14 protein-coding genes, 1 tRNA gene and 2 pseudogenes are annotated in these 16,340 nt (G+C 59.0%); 14 read left to right on the top strand and 3 right to left on the bottom strand.

Annotation, left to right across the window (positions count from 1 at the left end; all coding sequences use genetic code 11):
- Positions 1 to 93: 93 nt before the first annotated feature.
- A complete protein-coding gene (locus PCPL58_RS03720; RefSeq protein ID WP_003434710.1) occupies positions 94 to 1,293 on the bottom strand; it encodes an amino acid aminotransferase in 1,200 nt (399 codons plus the stop codon).
- A gap of 216 nt (positions 1,294 to 1,509) precedes the next feature.
- Positions 1,510 to 3,171, bottom strand: a complete 1,662-nt coding sequence (locus PCPL58_RS03715; RefSeq protein WP_032609691.1) for an OFA family MFS transporter — start codon at positions 3,169 to 3,171, stop codon at positions 1,510 to 1,512.
- Between the two features lie 497 nt (positions 3,172 to 3,668).
- Between PCPL58_RS03715 and PCPL58_RS03710 the strand changes: the two genes are divergently transcribed.
- The 10 genes and pseudogenes from PCPL58_RS03710 (at position 3,669) to PCPL58_RS03670 (ending at position 11,366) form a co-directional block, all read left to right on the top strand.
- Positions 3,669 to 5,894 carry an AsmA family protein gene (locus tag PCPL58_RS03710; protein ID WP_065348842.1) on the top strand — a complete coding sequence of 742 codons (2,226 nt, stop codon included), beginning with the start codon at positions 3,669 to 3,671 and terminating at the stop codon, positions 5,892 to 5,894.
- 93 nt (positions 5,895 to 5,987) lie between these two features.
- Positions 5,988 to 7,055 carry an A/G-specific adenine glycosylase gene (gene mutY, locus PCPL58_RS03705; RefSeq protein WP_065348841.1) on the top strand — a complete coding sequence of 356 codons (1,068 nt, stop codon included), beginning with the start codon at positions 5,988 to 5,990 and terminating at the stop codon, positions 7,053 to 7,055.
- Positions 7,052 to 7,324 carry an oxidative damage protection protein gene (locus tag PCPL58_RS03700; protein ID WP_002555777.1) on the top strand — a complete coding sequence of 91 codons (273 nt, stop codon included), beginning with the start codon at positions 7,052 to 7,054 and terminating at the stop codon, positions 7,322 to 7,324. The genes mutY and PCPL58_RS03700 overlap by 4 nt, the downstream gene beginning before the upstream one ends.
- Positions 7,325 to 7,425: 101 nt before the next feature.
- A tRNA-Phe gene (locus PCPL58_RS03695) sits at positions 7,426 to 7,501 on the top strand.
- A 361-nt stretch (positions 7,502 to 7,862) separates the two neighbouring features.
- On the top strand, positions 7,863 to 8,180 hold the full coding sequence (locus PCPL58_RS32405; RefSeq protein ID WP_058400059.1) for a DUF4258 domain-containing protein: 318 nt from the start codon (positions 7,863 to 7,865) through the stop codon (positions 8,178 to 8,180).
- Positions 8,177 to 8,620, top strand: a complete 444-nt coding sequence (locus PCPL58_RS03685; protein ID WP_003372222.1) for a helix-turn-helix domain-containing protein — start codon at positions 8,177 to 8,179, stop codon at positions 8,618 to 8,620. Before PCPL58_RS32405 ends, PCPL58_RS03685 begins: the two co-directional genes overlap by 4 nt.
- Before the next feature lie 180 nt (positions 8,621 to 8,800).
- On the top strand, positions 8,801 to 9,079 hold the full coding sequence (locus tag PCPL58_RS03680) for a lipoprotein (protein ID WP_003318312.1): 279 nt from the start codon (positions 8,801 to 8,803) through the stop codon (positions 9,077 to 9,079).
- Between the two features lie 311 nt (positions 9,080 to 9,390).
- Positions 9,391 to 10,167, top strand: a pseudogene (locus PCPL58_RS32540) (PAS domain-containing protein); the annotation flags it as partial.
- A gap of 63 nt (positions 10,168 to 10,230) precedes the next feature.
- Positions 10,231 to 10,737, top strand: coding sequence for a methyl-accepting chemotaxis protein (locus tag PCPL58_RS32535; RefSeq protein WP_230081986.1), 507 nt, complete (start codon positions 10,231 to 10,233; stop codon positions 10,735 to 10,737).
- Between the two features lie 143 nt (positions 10,738 to 10,880).
- On the top strand, positions 10,881 to 11,366 hold the full coding sequence (locus PCPL58_RS03670; protein ID WP_003342242.1) for a hypothetical protein: 486 nt from the start codon (positions 10,881 to 10,883) through the stop codon (positions 11,364 to 11,366).
- Between the two features lie 57 nt (positions 11,367 to 11,423).
- Here the strand turns inward: PCPL58_RS03670 and gabP are convergent, their stop codons facing one another.
- Positions 11,424 to 12,815 (bottom strand): GABA permease, encoded by a 1,392-nt coding sequence (gabP, locus tag PCPL58_RS03665; protein WP_065348840.1) that lies wholly within the window; start codon positions 12,813 to 12,815, stop codon positions 11,424 to 11,426.
- A 525-nt stretch (positions 12,816 to 13,340) separates the two neighbouring features.
- On the opposite strand from gabP, the gene PCPL58_RS03660 reads away from it, so the two are divergent.
- From PCPL58_RS03660 to PCPL58_RS03645, 4 genes and pseudogenes are all read left to right on the top strand, one after another.
- Positions 13,341 to 14,114 (top strand): ABC transporter ATP-binding protein, encoded by a 774-nt coding sequence (locus tag PCPL58_RS03660; RefSeq protein ID WP_003318317.1) that lies wholly within the window; start codon positions 13,341 to 13,343, stop codon positions 14,112 to 14,114.
- 13 nt (positions 14,115 to 14,127) lie between these two features.
- Positions 14,128 to 14,892, top strand: coding sequence for an ABC transporter substrate-binding protein (locus PCPL58_RS03655; RefSeq protein ID WP_002555783.1), 765 nt, complete (start codon positions 14,128 to 14,130; stop codon positions 14,890 to 14,892).
- A 66-nt stretch (positions 14,893 to 14,958) separates the two neighbouring features.
- Positions 14,959 to 15,654 carry an ABC transporter permease gene (locus tag PCPL58_RS03650; protein ID WP_003318319.1) on the top strand — a complete coding sequence of 232 codons (696 nt, stop codon included), beginning with the start codon at positions 14,959 to 14,961 and terminating at the stop codon, positions 15,652 to 15,654.
- A pseudogene (locus tag PCPL58_RS03645) lies at positions 15,651 to 16,340 on the top strand (ABC transporter permease). Before PCPL58_RS03650 ends, PCPL58_RS03645 begins: the two are co-directional and overlap by 4 nt.

Below are 16,340 nucleotides of genomic sequence, written 5' to 3'. Positions count from 1 at the left end.
CACCAGCTCCGCAAAATCATTGGGCGAAAAAAAGGCGAGCATTATAGGCCCAGAAGCGCCCGCCATGAAGCAAACAGACGACCAGCAGGGTATTTAACGGGCGAAGAGGCTCGCGATTGCGTTACATACCTTGTCGATATTCCCTTCATTCAAACCGGCCATGCATACCCGACCACTGCGCAGCATGTAAATGCCGTGAACATCTTTCAGTTCATCGACTTGCTGCGGGGTCAGACCGGTGTAGCTGAACATCCCGTTCTGCCTGAGGATAAAGCTGAAATCGTGGCCGGAGACCTTCTGCGCCAGCACCTCGACCAGACGCGTGCGCATGTCGATGATACGCAGGCGCATGGCCTCCACTTCGCCCAGCCACTGCTCGCGCAAGTGCGGTGTGTTGAGCACTTTCGACACCAGAAACGCGCCATGTGCAGGCGGGCTGGAGTAGTTGCGGCGCACGGTCGCCTTGAGCTGGCCGAATACGTTGGCAGCGGAGGCCGCGTCTTCACAGACCACCGACAGCCCGCCTACCCGCTCGCCATACAGCGAGAAGATTTTCGAGAACGAGTTACTGACCAGCGTTGTGATACCTGCGTTGGCCATCGCCCGGATGGCATAGGCGTCTTCGTCCATGCCTTTGCCGAAACCCTGATAGGCGATATCCAGGAACGCAATGAGCTGACGATCCTTGATCACTTCGATCAGGCGGTCCCATTGCGCCACCGTCAGATCGGCACCGGTCGGGTTATGGCAGCACGGGTGCAGCAGGAGGATGCTCTGCGCCGGCAGCCCCTGCACCGTGTCGAGCATGGCCTCGAACCTCACGCCACCCGTCTGGGCATCGAAGTACGGGTACGCGTTGACCTTGAAGCCCGCTCCGCCGAACAGCGCGTTATGGTTTTCCCAGGTCGGGTCGCTGACCCACACCTGCGAGTCCGGAAACGCATACTTGAGGAAATCGGCACCTATCTTGAGTGCCCCCGAGCCGCCCACGGTTTGAATGGTGGCCACACGGCCTGCCTGAACCAGCGGATGATCGGCACCGAACAACAGGGTTTGCACCGCCTGCCGATACGCCGCCAGGCCTTCCATCGGCAGGTACACGGACGCTGCCTGCTCGCCTTCGGCCAGTTGCTGTTGCGCCGTTGCTACACAGGCCAATTGCGGAATGCGGCCCTGTGCGTCGTAATACAGACCGATGCTCAGATTGACCTTGTCCGCACGCGAGTCCTTGCCAAAGGTCTCCATCAGCGAAAGGATCGGATCACCGGCGTATGACTCCACGTGGGCTAGCATGCAAACAACTCCTTCGGGCAATAAAATCAGGGCTGACTAATGTAGCAGCGTATGCACCGGAACGGGCAGTGCATCGAGTACATAGGGTCAACTGAATATGACTATCGCGACGAATAAAATCCGGACGCGATGATCAAAAGCGCAGCGCACCAAAAACCCAGGCAAAAAAAAGCGCCTGCACCGAGGTGCAAGCGCTTTTCTATTACTGGCAGGCTTTTAGTGGAACAGCACTGCGGTTTTTTGCAGGGTAATCCAGACGCCCCACGCCAGCGGGATGCCTACGGCCAGCCAGGCGGCGATGACCAGCGGCTTGCTGCCTGCGGATGCTTTCCACTCCAGCGAAGTAGTGGCGTTGGCACCCTTGTCGTGACCGATGGCTTGTTCAGCCGCCAGCTCGGCGTCGGTCATGAAGTACTTGTCGGCAACCGGACGAATCAGCAGGTTGCAGATAAAGCCCAGCACCAGCAGACCCGAGAGGATGTACAAGGTGATGTCATAGGCATCGGCACGTGCAACACCGTGGGCGAGTTGGTACTCACGCAGGTAGTTGACCAATACCGGGCCGAGCACACCGGCCGCAGCCCAGGCAGTCAGCAGACGACCGTGGATCGCGCCGACCATCTGCGTACCGAACAGGTCAGCCAGATAAGCCGGAACTGTCGCAAAACCGCCACCGTACATCGACAGCACGATGCAGAACGCTGCCACGAACAGCGCGATGCTACCCATATGGCTCAGGGTTGGAACCGACGCATAAAGCAGGAAGCCCAGTGCGAAGAATACGAAGTAGGTTGCCTTGCGACCGATGAAGTCCGAGCACGAAGCCCAGAAGAAACGACCGCCGATGTTGAACAGACTCAACAGACCCGTGAAGCCGGCTGCGATCGCAGCAATGGCTTTCAGCTGGTCGGCATTGAGCTGGCTGAAGGTCAGGTCGACGCCCAGCAGTTTGCCAGCGAAGACTTCCTGCAGCAGCGGCGAAGCCATGCCCAGGATGCCGATACCGGCCGATACGTTCAGGCACAGCACCAGCCAGACCAGACGGAACTGCGGTGTCTTCCAGGCCACGCTGACGTGCACGTGACGGTTGGTGATCATCGAGTTCTTGGCCTTGGCAGCCGGAGCGGTCCAGCCCTCAGGCTTCCAGCCGGTTGGCGGAACGCGGTAGCCCAGTGCACCGCCGATCATGAAGATGAAGTAAATCACCGCCATCACCACGAAGCTCTGCCATACGCCCACGCTTTCAGCCGAAGCGAAGTGACCCATCAGAGCCGTAGCCAGCGGTGCACCCACCATCGCGCCGCCGCCAAAGCCCATGATCGCCATGCCGGTCGCCATGCCGCGCTTGTCCGGGAACCACTTGATCAGGGTCGACACCGGGGAGATATAGCCCAACCCCAGACCGATACCGCCGATCACGCCCGAGCCCAGCCACATCAGCCAGATCTGATGCGTATAAATGCCCAGTGCGGAAATCAGCAAGCCACCACACCAGCAAAGTGCCGAAACCACACCCGCCTTGCGTGGACCTGCGTGCTCCAGCCAGCCACCCCAAATGGCAGCCGAGCAACCCAGGAAGATGAAAAACAGTGTGTAGATCCAGCCCAGCATGGAGATCTGCCAGTCACAGGTCGACGCGAACATCTGCGCGAAAAAACCCATGTCCGGTGCGCAAGCGACAGGTGCCGTAACACCGATAGCCTTCGACAGCGGCAACCAGAATACCGAGAAGCCGTAAGCCATACCGATACAAAGATGGATGGCCAGTGCTGCAGGTGGAACAAGCCAACGGTTGAAACCTGGCTTGGCGATAATGCGCTCTTTGGACAAGAACGCAGGTTGAACGGCTGCGCCGCCCAAGGCTGTGCTTGTGCTCATTATAATTACCCCAATGTGTGAAGCTCGCAGATGGTCCGCTGGTCCGCCACAGACTCAGTGCCGAGCGGCCATGTCTGTTTTATCGGCAGGTTATCCGGATACGTGACAAAAAGACGCACCCTAGCCAGCAAAAACGGAGACTATCACTGTCTGATGGCAAATAAGCATCTCGCTACATGCTTTTTATTATCTATTTTCACACGTTAATCCACGTGCTCTATCGAGCCATAGATGCAACCAATTAAGCATTATCGAAAAGCTGCTTTGGGCTTAGTTGGGCGCGCACCTGTGTGGCTGTTCGGCCGGTGCGCGAAGATTCGGAAGATATATCGAGACGAGGCGAGGCACATTTTTCATCTGCTCTCAGGCGTAGTGGCGCACGGTGCCAGCGTCTTGAGCCGGAGGCCGGACAGCAATAACGGTATCCGCAGCCCGACAGGCTCGTCAGAGCGGTATACTCGTGGGCTATTTTTGAACATCGACACAAGGACTCGCCCATGAAAGCGTTCGGCAAAATCCTGGGGCTGTTTATTCTCGGGTTGTTGCTGATCATCGTGGCTCTCGGCTTCGCCCTGACCCACCTGTTTGATCCCAACGACTACAAAGACGAGATTCGCCAGCTGGCACGGGACAAGGCCAACGTCGAGCTGACGCTCAACGGCGATATCGGCTGGAGCCTGTTTCCCTGGCTCGGCCTGGAGTTGCACGACGCCCATGTCGCCACCCTGAACGCTCCCGATCAGCCGTTCGCCGATGTGCAGATGCTCGGCCTGTCCGTACGCGTCCTGCCATTGCTTCGTCGCCAGGTACAGATGAGCGACATTCGCGTCGAAGGCCTGAACCTGAACCTGCATCGCGATGAAAACGGTCATGGCAACTGGGAAGACATCGGCAAGCCTGCCGTGGCAAGCACTGAAACATCTGGCGAGACAACACCTGCCCCGGCTCCGGACGCGCCCAAAACGGATCGCCCTTCCCAGCCGATCCGCCTGGATATCGACAGCCTGACCGTCAACAACGCCCGCGTGGATTACAGCGATGCCCGAAAAGGCAGGACCTTCATGGCCGAGAGCATTCAGCTGAGTACCGGGCCGATTCGTGAGGCGTCCGATATCTCGATCAAACTGACGGCCTTTCTAAGCACCAACCAGCCCGTCGTGCGCGCCAAGACCGAGCTGGTCGGCGAGCTGCGCATGGACCGCGTGCTCAAGCGTTATCAATTCGAAGACATGCGCCTGTCCGGTGAAGTCGCCGGCGAGCCGCTGCAAGGCAAGACCGTGACCTTTTCGGCGCAGGGCCAGTTGCTCGTTGACCTGGCCGCCAATATCGCTGAATGGAACAGCCTCAAAGTCTCGGCCAACCAGTTGCGTGCACTCGGCGAACTGCGTGCCCGCGATCTGGACAAAACGCCACAGATCAGCGGCGGCCTGTCCATTGCCCAGCTCGATCTGCGCGCGTTCTTCGAGAACATCGGTCAGCCGTTGCCAGCCATGTCCGAGGGTGCGCTGAGCAAGGTTGAAATGGTCACGCGCCTGGCGGGTACGCCTACCAGCCTTGCGCTGGAAAACCTAAACCTGAAAGTCGACGACAGCACCTTCACGGGTCGCATCGCCGTGGACGACTTCGCCAAACAGGCGCTGCGTGTCCAGCTCAAGGGCGATACCTTCGACGCCGACCGCTATCGTCCGGCTGAGAGCGAAGAAAGCAAAGGTGCCAAGGCCGCGCGCAAATCCGAGGTTCAGTCCGGTGAAGCCGCCGCTGCTGCGGGTGATTCACCGCTGCCCGAACAACCGACCAAGGCCGCCTGGAGCACTGCCAGGCTGCTGCCGCTGGAGCGCTTGCGTACGCTGGATGTCGAGGCTGACCTGAGCTTCGGCAAACTGACCCTGAACAAACTGCCCATCGACAACGCAGCGTTCAAGACCCAGGCCAACGGTGGCCTTATCAAGGTCGATACGCTGAGTGGCGACCTGTACAACGGCAACTTCGAGGTCAAGGGCAATCTGGACGCGCGTCCGGACACGCCTGTGGCCACGGTGCAGACGCGCATTGCCAAAGTACCGGTCGAACGCATTCTGGAAAGCCAGGGCCAGACGCCGCCAGTGCGTGGTCTGCTGAACCTCGACAGCAACCTGACCGGCACAGGCAACAGCGAAAAAGCCCTGATCGACAGCCTGAACGGCACCGCCAGCTTTGCGCTCAATAACGGCGTACTGGTCAATGCCAACCTGGAGCAGCAGCTGTGCAAGGGTATTTCGATCCTCAACCGCAAGACGCTTAGCGGCGAACCGCGCGCCAAGGACACCCCTTTCCAGCAGCTCAACGGCAATCTGGTGGTACGCAACGGCGTGGCCAGCAATCCGGACCTCAAGGTTCGTACACCGGGCATGGCCGTCAACGGTAACGGCGACGTCGACCTGCGCGTACTGGGCATGAATTACCGCGTCGGCATCATCGTCGAAGGCGACAAGAGCGATATGCCGGACCCGGCCTGCGAGATCAATCCGCGCTTTGTCGGCATCGAGTGGCCGGTGCAGTGCCGCGGCCCGCTGGAACTGGGCGCCAAGGCTTGCCGTCTGGACAAGGAAGGTGTCGGCCAGATCGCTGCGAAACTGGCGGGCGACCGGATCAGCGAGAAGCTCGAGGACAAGCTGAACGACAAACTCGGTGACAAGGTCAGCCCCGAGCTCAAGGACGCCCTCAAGGGACTGTTCAAGCGCTAGGGCAACGTGAACTGCTCAGGAGCGCCCTCGCGGCGCTCCGCTGGCACGACCGTTCATATCACCACCCATATCCAGACGAGAGCCCTCCAGGCCATGCAACCCGAACAATTCTCCAGCGCCGTGCTGGACTGGTACGACCGTCATGGCCGACATGACCTGCCCTGGCAACAAGACATCACGCCGTACCGGGTCTGGGTGTCGGAAATCATGCTGCAGCAGACCCAGGTCAGCACCGTTCTGAACTACTTCGACCGCTTCATGGAGGCCCTGCCAACCGTGCAGGCGCTGGCCGACGCGCCCGAGGACGAAGTGCTGCACCTGTGGACCGGGCTGGGTTACTACACCCGCGCCCGCAACCTGCAGAAAACGGCAAAAATCGTGGTCGCCGACCATGGCGGCGAGTTTCCCCGCGATGTTGAAAAACTCATTCTGCTGCCCGGCATCGGCCTGTCTACCGCTGGCGCGATTGCCAGCCTGAGCATGGGCATTCGCGCGCCGATCCTCGATGGCAACGTCAAGCGCGTGCTGGCGCGCTTCACCGCGCAAGAGGGCTACCCTGGCGAACCGAAGGTGGCCAAACAGCTGTGGGCCACCGCTGAATGCTTCACGCCGCACCGCCGGGTCAACAACTACACCCAGGCGATGATGGACCTGGGGGCCACGCTCTGCACCCGCAGCAAACCGAGCTGCCTGCTCTGCCCGCTGGAGCGCAGTTGTGAGGCGCACATGCTGGGCCTGGAAACGCGCTACCCGATCCCCAAGCCGCGCAAGACCGTGCCGCAGAAACGCACGCTCATGCCGATGCTCGCCAACGAAGACGGCGCGATCCTGCTTTATCGTCGCCCTTCCAGCGGCTTATGGGGCGGCCTGTGGAGCCTGCCGGAACTGGATGACTTCGATGACCTTCAGCACCTGGCCACCCAACACGCGCTGCAACTGGGCGAGCACCATGAACTGCCGGGGCTGATCCACACTTTCAGCCACTTCCAGTTGAGCATCGAACCCTGGCTGGTCAAGGTCCAGGAGTCCACCGATCACGTGGCCGAGGCTGACTGGCTCTGGTATAACCTCGCCACCCCGCCACGCCTGGGCCTTGCCGCCCCGGTGAAAAAGCTGCTCAAACGCGCAGCCGACGTATTGAATGCAGGAGAGTCGTCATGACCCGCACCGTAATGTGCCGCAAATACAAAGAAGAACTGCCCGGCCTGGAACGCGCCCCGTATCCGGGCGCCAAGGGCGAGGACATCTTCAACCACGTCTCGCAGAAAGCCTGGGCCGACTGGCAGAAACACCAGACCCTGCTGATCAACGAGCGTCGCCTGAACATGATGAACGCCGAAGACCGTAAATTCCTCCAGACCGAGATGGACAAGTTTCTCTCCGGCGAAGAATACGCCCAGGCCGAAGGCTACGTTCCCCCCGAAAAATAAAGCGTTTCACTCAGTGAAGGTCGTAAGCGTCGGTAATAATTCAAATTTTTTAAAAAACACGCTTGACGACCTCCTGAAAAACACGTCTAATGCGCCCCGTTGCCCAGATAGCTCAGTCGGTAGAGCAGGGGATTGAAAATCCCCGTGTCGGCGGTTCGATTCCGTCTCTGGGCACCACCTTTCGTTTTCAGGTGATGCCAAGCACACCTGAAAACACACAAGAAGCCCGCCTCGTGCGGGCTTTTTGTTGTCTGGTTTTTTTGAATGACAGACGTGTCTGCACCCTGCGCGCGCAGAAGAGACCAGTAGAATCAGACTACTGCACGTGTCGACTCTTCCTGCGCCGCACGTCGGCCGCCATCCGGCTTATTCGCTTGCCCGCATTTCGCGGCGCGTGACAAGGTAGCCAAGCCTCGGCAAACCAAAACCCGCTAATTCCAAAGGCTCCAAGCGCGACGCCTCAAGCGGAAAATAATCATTATTTACGACGCAAGGACGACACCCTACTATGGTGTCACCTATAAGGATTATAGGCAGCATGAAAAACAGGCAGCCCTTGTGGAGCAAGCAGCAACTTGAGGATCTTGTTCATGTCCTGGCAAGAGACTCCTCCAAAGTCGTTTTTCGCGAGCATTGCCTGGAGCGCCTCTATGAGCGCGGCATAACCGCCACGGAGGCCCTGAGATGCCTGCGTCGAGGAGCAATCATCCGAGGGCCTACGTACAGCGAGAAGCATGGCAACTTCGAGTTCCGGATGAGCGAGCTCGCGCCGAGAGATGTTGTCTGCATGGTAGTAGCCGTCAATCCAAGTCCTGAGCCTGACGAGCTTTTCGCAATTACGGTGTGGGAGGTATGAAAATGTACAAATATAAAGGCAGTGGACTGGACGGCATCTTCTTGAAAAATGGTTATACGATCCTCGAAACGCCATACGGCGAAGGTGTGAAGATCGAAGATATCGACGGACTTCATCGAGCGATAGCTGTGGATATCATTGGCCAGAAAACGCCAATGACCGGGCGTCAGTTTCGCTTTTTGAGAAAGGAGCAGGACCTCATTCAGGAGGAGGCTGCAGCCATTTTCCGGGTCGATGTGCAGACCATTGCCAACTGGGAAAAGCGCGAATCTCAAGAAATACCGGGACCAGCTGACGTTGCCATGAGGGCTTTTTACGCTGCCTATATCCACGCCAATTTTGGTCCGATCATCTTCGAACGAAATGCACAACCCCACGAAGGAGCCGCGTTCGAATTGGACGGAACACAGTGGAAAGAGTCCGAGCTGAAAGTCGCTTGACTCACAGGGTGATTAGTCTGGCGGCATGTAAAGATGCCGTTCAAGGCAACACTTCAGAAGATCACAACAGCCTTCTGCTACTCATACCAGCCATCCAGAGCCCTGCCACCCCCATCCCATTGAACTAATTTTCCCCGCCCACCCTCGAAGCCATACATTTGCTTCCACAAGGAAAATTCCGTGCTCAAGTTAACCGCCTCCGCCCTCATCCTCGCCGCCACTCTGGGTCTGGCTGCCTGCGACAGCAAATCCGAACAGAAGGCACAGGACGCTCAGGCGCATCAGGAGAAATCCCAGGAGAAGATGGAGTCTGCTCAGGACAAAGTGAACGAAGCGGCCAAAGAGAACACCGAAGCGGCCAAGGATAAAGCCGAGTCCAAGGAAGCGGCTGCCGAAGAGTCGAAGACCTTCGTGCCGACCTCCGAAGTGACCAACACCATTCAGCCTGAAAAAAAGTAAAACAGTGAAAACTCTTCACAAAGTTTTCACAGCGGCCGCGTCATTGTAGAGCTGCTCCCAAGTGTGAATCCTTAAGACCGCTCCCCCATCGCGGGCTTTTCTTTGTCCGGAATTTGGCGAGCAGCCCCTCTGCGCGCCAGCCCCGCACTCATTGCCGCATGCTTTTGTCGACAAATCAGCTCCGCGCGCGTCTCTGGCGCCAAAAAATACTTGATTTATTTTTTCAATTGTTGCAATTCGCATTCATGCTGCAGCCTTTCGAGTCGATAGCCTCATCACAGTAGGTCCGCAAACACACCGAGGGGCACGTTATGTTCGGAAATAAGAACAAAGCTGAGCTGACGGCCATGAAGGCCCAGGTAGATGGACTCAACGGACTGACAAGCGCGCTGGAAAAGTCGATGGCGGTGGTCGAGCTGAGCCTCGATGGCAAGATCCTACGGGCCAACGATAACTTCCTCGCGGCGATGGGCTATCGCGCCGAAGAGCTGGCAAGCAAGACGCATCGCGACTTCTGCGAACCGGAGATGCTCCGCAGCCGCGAGTATGCTGACCTCTGGGCATCCCTGAAGGCCGGGAAATTTATCTCCGGCACCTTCAAACGCGTTGGCAAGAACGGTCACAGCGTCTGGCTTGAAGCCAGCTACAACCCGGTCGTTGATGCGCAGGGCAACGTCGTCAAGGTGGTCAAGTACGCCCTGGATGTCACCGCACGCGTGATGCTGGAGAACGAAACCAACAGCAAGCTGGCTGCGGTAGACCGCGCGATGGCTATCTGCGAATTCGAGCCCAACGGCAATGTGATTACGGCCAACAACAACTTCCTGAACGTCATGGGTTATGCGCTGAACGAGATCAAGGGTAAACACCACCGAACCTTCTGCGAGCCGGCACTGGTCAACAGCCCGGAGTACGCCGAGTTCTGGCGCAAGCTGAACCACGGCGAGTTCATCGGCGACCAGTTCAAACGCATCGGCAAACAGGGTCGGGTTGTCTGGCTGGAAGCGACGTACAACCCGGTTTTTGATGTCGACGGCAAACTCTACAAAATCGTCAAGTTCGCCAGCGACATCACCCACCGCGTTGAAAAACAGGAAGCGGACGCACACGGTGCATCGCGCGCTTACCATATCTCGGCAGAAACCGAGAAAGTGGCCGAACAGGGAACCCTGGTCATTCAGGACACGGCGCGGGAGATGCGCCAGATCTCCGAAAACATCGGTGCATCAGCGAAGCTGGTGAGTCAGCTGGGTGATCGCTCCGAGCAGATCACCGCCATCGTCAACACCATTCGCGGCATTGCCGATCAGACCAACCTGTTGGCGCTCAACGCAGCCATCGAGGCGGCTCGGGCGGGTGACCAGGGCCGCGGGTTTGCCGTGGTGGCCGACGAAGTCAGGCAACTGGCGGGACGTACCAGCGGCTCGACCACCGAGATTGCCGAAATGATTGGCAAGATCCTCGCCGAAACACGCGAAGCCGTGGCAAGCATGGGCGCTACTCAGGAAGGAGCCATTCGCGGTGTGATACTGGCAGACCAGGCCGGGCAGGTCATCGTGCAGATCCGCGATGGCGCAAGCGATGCGGTCGAAGCCGTCAGCATGTTCGCCAACCGCATGGATGAAGCCGAAGCGTTCGCAAAGCCGGGTAAACGGTGACGCGTCGGTAACACCCCGCAAATCAAAAACCCGCGCGCTGCGGGTTTTTTATCGCCCACCAATTACTGCACAAACCTTGGTTATCGGGCTCGTCTGCGCTTCAATAGCGGCCATTGCACCTCACGCCAGCCAAAGGACCGCTCATGGCCTCGCCAGACAAGCAGCAAAAACGTGCCAAGCGCGCAAAGATCAAGGCCAAGCAGAACCGCTCGGGCAAGGCTGCAACCAGCCTGGTTCATCCGGTGTTTGCCTCGGCACTGGTCAACCAGCCGTTCGATGACGTCGAACTCGACCTCAATACCTTCGACTTCAGCGACATTGTCGAAAACGGTTTTGACCCGGCTGACTACGACGACCTGTTCACGGCCATGAAGCAAGCGGAGGCCATCAGCCAGCTCGCGCTGTGCGTCGTCTTCCTGCAATACCCGGTGCTGGCACTGGTGATTTCCGAAGAGGACGAGGACCCGGCCACGGACTTTATGATGGGCCTGCTTATCGTGTACCGCGCGATGTACCACGATGAGGACGAAGACAGTGCAATCGAGTGGATCGAAAGCCCTGCCTTCCAGAAGGATTACACGCTGGCGTCCGACCTGCTGATGAAGAGAGACACCAGAGCCGCACGCTGATGCAAGATCGTGCCAATGCGCGGCATTGGCACGAGCGTCATCCGCCCAAGGGCGCGATCAACCCAGCGCAGCAGCGCCCACGCGACCGGCCTTGCGGCGACGCGATACGATCAGGCCAGCGCCGATCACCAACAGGCTGAGTACGCCGGTGGCGACGATTTCGAGGCGATGCTCTTCCTGCAGCAGCATGATGGTCAGCACCGCGACGATGAACGCGATCACAGCCCAGGTCAGCCATGGGAACAGCCACATTTTGAAGTCGATGGCCTCGCCTGCAGCAATGCGCTTCTGGCGCATACGCAGCTGCGACACCGCGATCACCAGATACACCAGCAGTGCGATGGCACCGGAGCTGGCGAGCAGGAAATCGAATACGGCCGCAGGCGCGATGTAGTTGGCGAACACGGTCAGGAAAGCCGCCGCAGTCGACATGAGCACCGCCCAGTGAGGCGTACCGCCCTTGCTGGTGCGCTTCGACACGGCAGGTGCATCGCCGCGCTTGCCCAGCGAGAACAGCATGCGCGAAGCGGTGTACAGGGCCGAGTTCAGGCAGCTGGTCACAGCAACCAATACCACCAGGTCAACAATCAACTTGGCGTTCGGAATGCCCATTGCATCGAGCACGGTCTGATAAGAACCCACCTCGGCCAGGCGCGGGTCGTTCCACGGCACCAGCGACACCACGATGAAGATCGAAACCAGATAGAACAGGAAGATCCGCCAAATCACCGAGTTGGTGGCCTTGGTGATCTGCTTGCCAGGGTTCTTGGACTCGGCCGCTGCGATGGTCACGATCTCGGTGCCCATGAACGAGAACATGGTGGTCAGCATCGCTGCCAGCACTGCGCCCATACCGTTGGGCAGGAAGCCGCCGGTGTCGAACAGATGGCTGACACCGCTGACGTTGCTGGTGGGCAGCAGACCGAAGATCGCCGCAACACCCAGCACCACGAACGCGATGATCGCCACGACCTTGATCAGCGCGAACCAGAACTCGAACTCTCCGTAGTTCTTCACGCTGAACAGGTTGGTCGCCGTCAACACCAGCGTGATGACCAGCGTGAACATCCAGATCGCGATGTTGGGGAACCAGGCGTGCAGGATGGTTGCAGCAGCGTTGGCCTCCAGTGGAATCACCAGCACCCAGAACCACCAGTACAACCAGCCGATAGTGAAACCGGCCCAGTGACCGATAGCGCGGTCGGCATAGGTTGAAAACGAACCGGTGTCAGGCGAGGCAACGGCCATTTCGGCCAGCATGCGCATCACCAGCACCACCAGCGTACCCGCAGCGGCATACGCCAGCAGCACGGCAGGGCCGGCTTCGGCAATCGCGTGGCCGGAGCCGACGAACAAACCGGCGCCAATCACGCCAGCAATCGACAGCATCGTAATGTGTCGAGGTTTCAGCCCTTGTTCGAGCTCGGAAGAGTTAGCGGTACTGCTCATAAAACCACCTGTGCAAGACGAGCGAGGCACACCGGAGCGTTACGTAAAAAGAAACCTACGGTGCCGTTCTTTATATTTGACGCAAGAATTGCGCCAAAATATTTCGAAAACGACGTCGCTTAGAGAATACGAGGCCTGTGGCTTGACCCGTGAAGCATGCAAGACGATGGCTTTTCTTAGCTGTCTGTAGGATTTGTTACCAAACGCCTCAGATTCGTCTACATGCACGCACCAAAAATGCCCCAAAGCTTCTTCCAAGCGCAAACATGGTGCAGAAATCAGACCGCCGCTCAGCAAATGCTACTTCCAACACCAGGCCAAAGCTGGCAACATCGCGCCTTTTTCGCGCACGCCCCTGTTTTACAGGGCATCATGCTTGCCTTCTTGCGACCGTCCGCTGCCCGGATGAGACAACCCGTCGAGCGCCTCCACGCTGGACGCCAGACGTCGATGGTTGTCCTTTAAACGCTGTGCTAGCTTGGCGTTCGCTGGCAGCCAGCGCGCACACTTCAATGAGGACCCCACATGGCCGAGGCCACGCCCGCCCTGGAAATCCGCAACCTGCACAAGCGCTACGATCAGCTTGAGGTGCTCAAAGGCATCTCGCTGACGGCTCGCGACGGCGACGTCATATCGATCCTCGGCTCCTCCGGTTCCGGCAAGTCCACGTTGCTGCGCTGCATCAACCTGCTGGAAAACCCGCATCAGGGCCAGATTCTGGTGGCCGGCGAAGAATTGAAGCTCAAGGCCGCGCGCAACGGCGACCTGATTGCCGCTGATAACCGGCAGATCAATCGCTTGCGCAGCCAGATCGGCTTCGTGTTCCAGAATTTCAACCTGTGGCCGCACATGAGCGTGCTCGATAACATCATCGAAGCCCCGCGTCGCGTGCTCGGTCAGAGCAAGGCCGAGGCCATTGCGGTGGCTGAAGAGTTGCTGGCCAAGGTCGGTATCGCCGACAAGCGCCATGCCTACCCCGCGCAACTTTCCGGCGGACAGCAGCAACGCGCCGCCATTGCGCGTACGCTGGCCATGCAACCAAAGGTTATCCTGTTCGACGAGCCGACCTCGGCCCTCGACCCGGAGATGGTTCAGGAAGTACTCGGCGTCATCCGCGCACTGGCTGAAGAAGGCCGGACCATGCTGCTGGTGACCCACGAAATGAATTTTGCACGTCAGGTATCAAGTGAAGTGGTGTTTTTGCATCAGGGAATGGTCGAAGAACAGGGCACACCGCAGCAAGTGTTCGAAAACCCGCTGTCGGCAAGGTGCAAACAATTCATGTCGAGTCACCGCTAACGGAGCAACACCCATGCAGTCGTACAAAAAGATCTTGCTGATCGCAGCGGCCACCCTTGCCTTCAGCGGCAGTGCCTTTGCTGAAACAATGAAAATGGGCATCGAAGGTGCCTACCCGCCGTTCAACAACAAGGACGCGAGTGGCCAGGTGGTGGGCTTCGACTATGAAATCGGCCAGGCCCTCTGCGCCAGGATGAAGGTCGAGTGCGAAGCGGTGACGTCAGACTGGGACGGCATCATCCCGGCGTTGATGGCCAACAAGTTCGACTTCCTGATCTCGTCGCTGTCGATCACCGAAGAACGCAAGCAGGTGGTCGATTTCACCAACCCGTATTACTCGAACAAGCTGCAATTCATCGCGCCGAAAACCTCCTCGATCGACGTATCGAGCACTGAAAAAGCCAAAGAAAGCCTTGCCGGCAAGTCAGTGGGTGCACAGCGCTCGACACTGGCCGCCACCTGGCTGGAAGACAAGCTCGGGATCATGGACGCCAAGCTCTATGACACTCAGGAAAACGCCTTCCTCGACCTGTCCTCCGGTCGCGTCGACGCCATGCTGGCCGACAAATACGTCAGCTTCGAGTGGCTGAAAAGCGAAGCGGGTCAGAACTTCGAATTCAAGGGCGAGCCTGTCGTTGAAGACGACAAGATCGGCATCGCCGTGCGCAAGGGTGACGACGCCCTGCGCGAGCGCTTGAACGCGGCCCTGAAAGAAATCATCGCTGACGGCACCTACAAGAAGATCAACGACAAGTATTTCCCTTTCAGCATCCTCTGATTCACCTGACCGCGTCGCCGCCGCTTCCTGTCGAAGCGCGGCGACCGGCCCTGACAAAGCCTGCCCATGAACATTGATCTCCACGGATTCGGCCCGGCCCTTGCGGCTGGCGCGCTGATGACGGTCCAGCTTGCACTCTCGGCCCTGTGCCTGGGGCTGATACTCGGACTGCTCGGCGCCTTGGCCAAGACCTCGCCCTACAAGCCGCTGCAATGGCTGGGCAGTACCTACTCGACCCTGGTACGCGGCATTCCCGAACTGCTTTGGGTGTTGCTGATTTACTTCGGCACCGTCAACGGCATGCGCGCTCTGGGCAAACTGTTCGACATTCCTGACCTGGCCCTGAGCGCCTTCGCTGCCGGGGTCATTGCCCTGGGCATTTGCTTTGGTGCCTACGCGACCGAAGTGTTTCGCGGCGCGATTCTGGCCATCCCCAAAGGTCATCGTGAAGCCGGGCTGGCGCTGGGCATGTCACGCTCGCGCATCCTCTTCAAACTGGTCCTGCCGCAGATGTGGCGCATCGCCCTGCCCGGTCTGGGCAACCTGTTCATGATTCTGATGAAAGACACCGCGCTGGTCTCGGTGATCGGCCTGGAAGAAATCATGCGCCACGCGCAGATCGCCGTGGGCTTCACCAAGCAAGCGTTCACCTTCTACATGGTCGCGGCCTTCATGTACCTGGGCCTGACCGTGCTGGCCATGGCCGGCATGTACTTCCTTGAGAAGCGCGCCAGTCGCGGCTTTCTGAGGAGCGCGTCATGAACTGGGAAGTCATCATCAAGTGGCTGCCACGCCTGGCACAGGGCGCAACCTTGACCTTGGAGCTGGTGGCGATTGCCGTCATCGCCGGGCTGATCCTCGCCATCCCGATGGGCATTGCCCGTGCATCGCGTCACTGGCCGGTGCGCGCCCTGCCCTACGCCTACATCTTTTTCTTCCGCGGCACGCCGCTGCTGGTGCAACTGTTTCTGGTCTATTACGGGCTGGCGCAGTTTGAGTCGGTGCGCCAGAGTGCGTTGTGGCCGTACCTGCGCGACCCGTTCTGGTGTGCCGTGGTGACCATGACCCTGCACACCGCCGCCTAAATCGCCGAAATCCTGCGTGGCGCCATGCAGGCGGTGCCGCCAGGTGAAATCGAAGCGGCACGGGCGCTGGGCATGTCGAAATGGAAGGCGCTGTTCTACATCGTCCTGCCTCGCGCAGCACGCATCGGCCTGCCGGCCTACAGCAACGAAGTGATCCTGATGCTCAAGGCCAGTGCGCTGGCCAGCACCGTCACCCTGCTGGAACTGACCGGCATGGCGCGCACGATCATCGCCCGCACCTATCTGCCGGTGGAAATCTTCTTCGCCGCCGGCATGTTCTACCTGGTCATGACCTTCGTGCTGGTGCAGGGCTTCCGGCTGCTGGAAAAACTATTGCGTGTAGACGCAAGCCAGGGTCGCTGA

Origin of the sequence: Pseudomonas cerasi (genome assembly GCF_900074915.1) — a bacterium.
In the GTDB taxonomy this organism is placed as follows: Bacteria; Pseudomonadota; Gammaproteobacteria; order Pseudomonadales; family Pseudomonadaceae; genus Aquipseudomonas; species Aquipseudomonas cerasi.
This window is presented reverse-complemented; position numbering and strand designations above follow the sequence as displayed.

Excerpts from the sequence above, each read along its gene's own strand:
- PCPL58_RS03720 (WP_003434710.1), bottom strand. The coding sequence starts at position 1,293 with ATGCTAGCCCACGTGGAGTCATACGCCGGTGATCCGATCCTTTCGCTG.
- PCPL58_RS03715 (WP_032609691.1), bottom strand. The coding sequence starts at position 3,171 with ATGAGCACAAGCACAGCCTTGGGCGGCGCAGCCGTTCAACCTGCGTTC.
- PCPL58_RS03710 (WP_065348842.1), top strand. The coding sequence starts at position 3,669 with ATGAAAGCGTTCGGCAAAATCCTGGGGCTGTTTATTCTCGGGTTGTTG.
- mutY (WP_065348841.1), top strand. The coding sequence starts at position 5,988 with ATGCAACCCGAACAATTCTCCAGCGCCGTGCTGGACTGGTACGACCGT.
- PCPL58_RS03700 (WP_002555777.1), top strand. The coding sequence starts at position 7,052 with ATGACCCGCACCGTAATGTGCCGCAAATACAAAGAAGAACTGCCCGGC.
- PCPL58_RS32405 (WP_058400059.1), top strand. The coding sequence starts at position 7,863 with ATGAAAAACAGGCAGCCCTTGTGGAGCAAGCAGCAACTTGAGGATCTT.
- PCPL58_RS03685 (WP_003372222.1), top strand. The coding sequence starts at position 8,177 with ATGAAAATGTACAAATATAAAGGCAGTGGACTGGACGGCATCTTCTTG.
- PCPL58_RS03670 (WP_003342242.1), top strand. The coding sequence starts at position 10,881 with ATGGCCTCGCCAGACAAGCAGCAAAAACGTGCCAAGCGCGCAAAGATC.
- gabP (WP_065348840.1), bottom strand. The coding sequence starts at position 12,815 with ATGAGCAGTACCGCTAACTCTTCCGAGCTCGAACAAGGGCTGAAACCT.
- PCPL58_RS03660 (WP_003318317.1), top strand. The coding sequence starts at position 13,341 with ATGGCCGAGGCCACGCCCGCCCTGGAAATCCGCAACCTGCACAAGCGC.
- PCPL58_RS03655 (WP_002555783.1), top strand. The coding sequence starts at position 14,128 with ATGCAGTCGTACAAAAAGATCTTGCTGATCGCAGCGGCCACCCTTGCC.
- PCPL58_RS03650 (WP_003318319.1), top strand. The coding sequence starts at position 14,959 with ATGAACATTGATCTCCACGGATTCGGCCCGGCCCTTGCGGCTGGCGCG.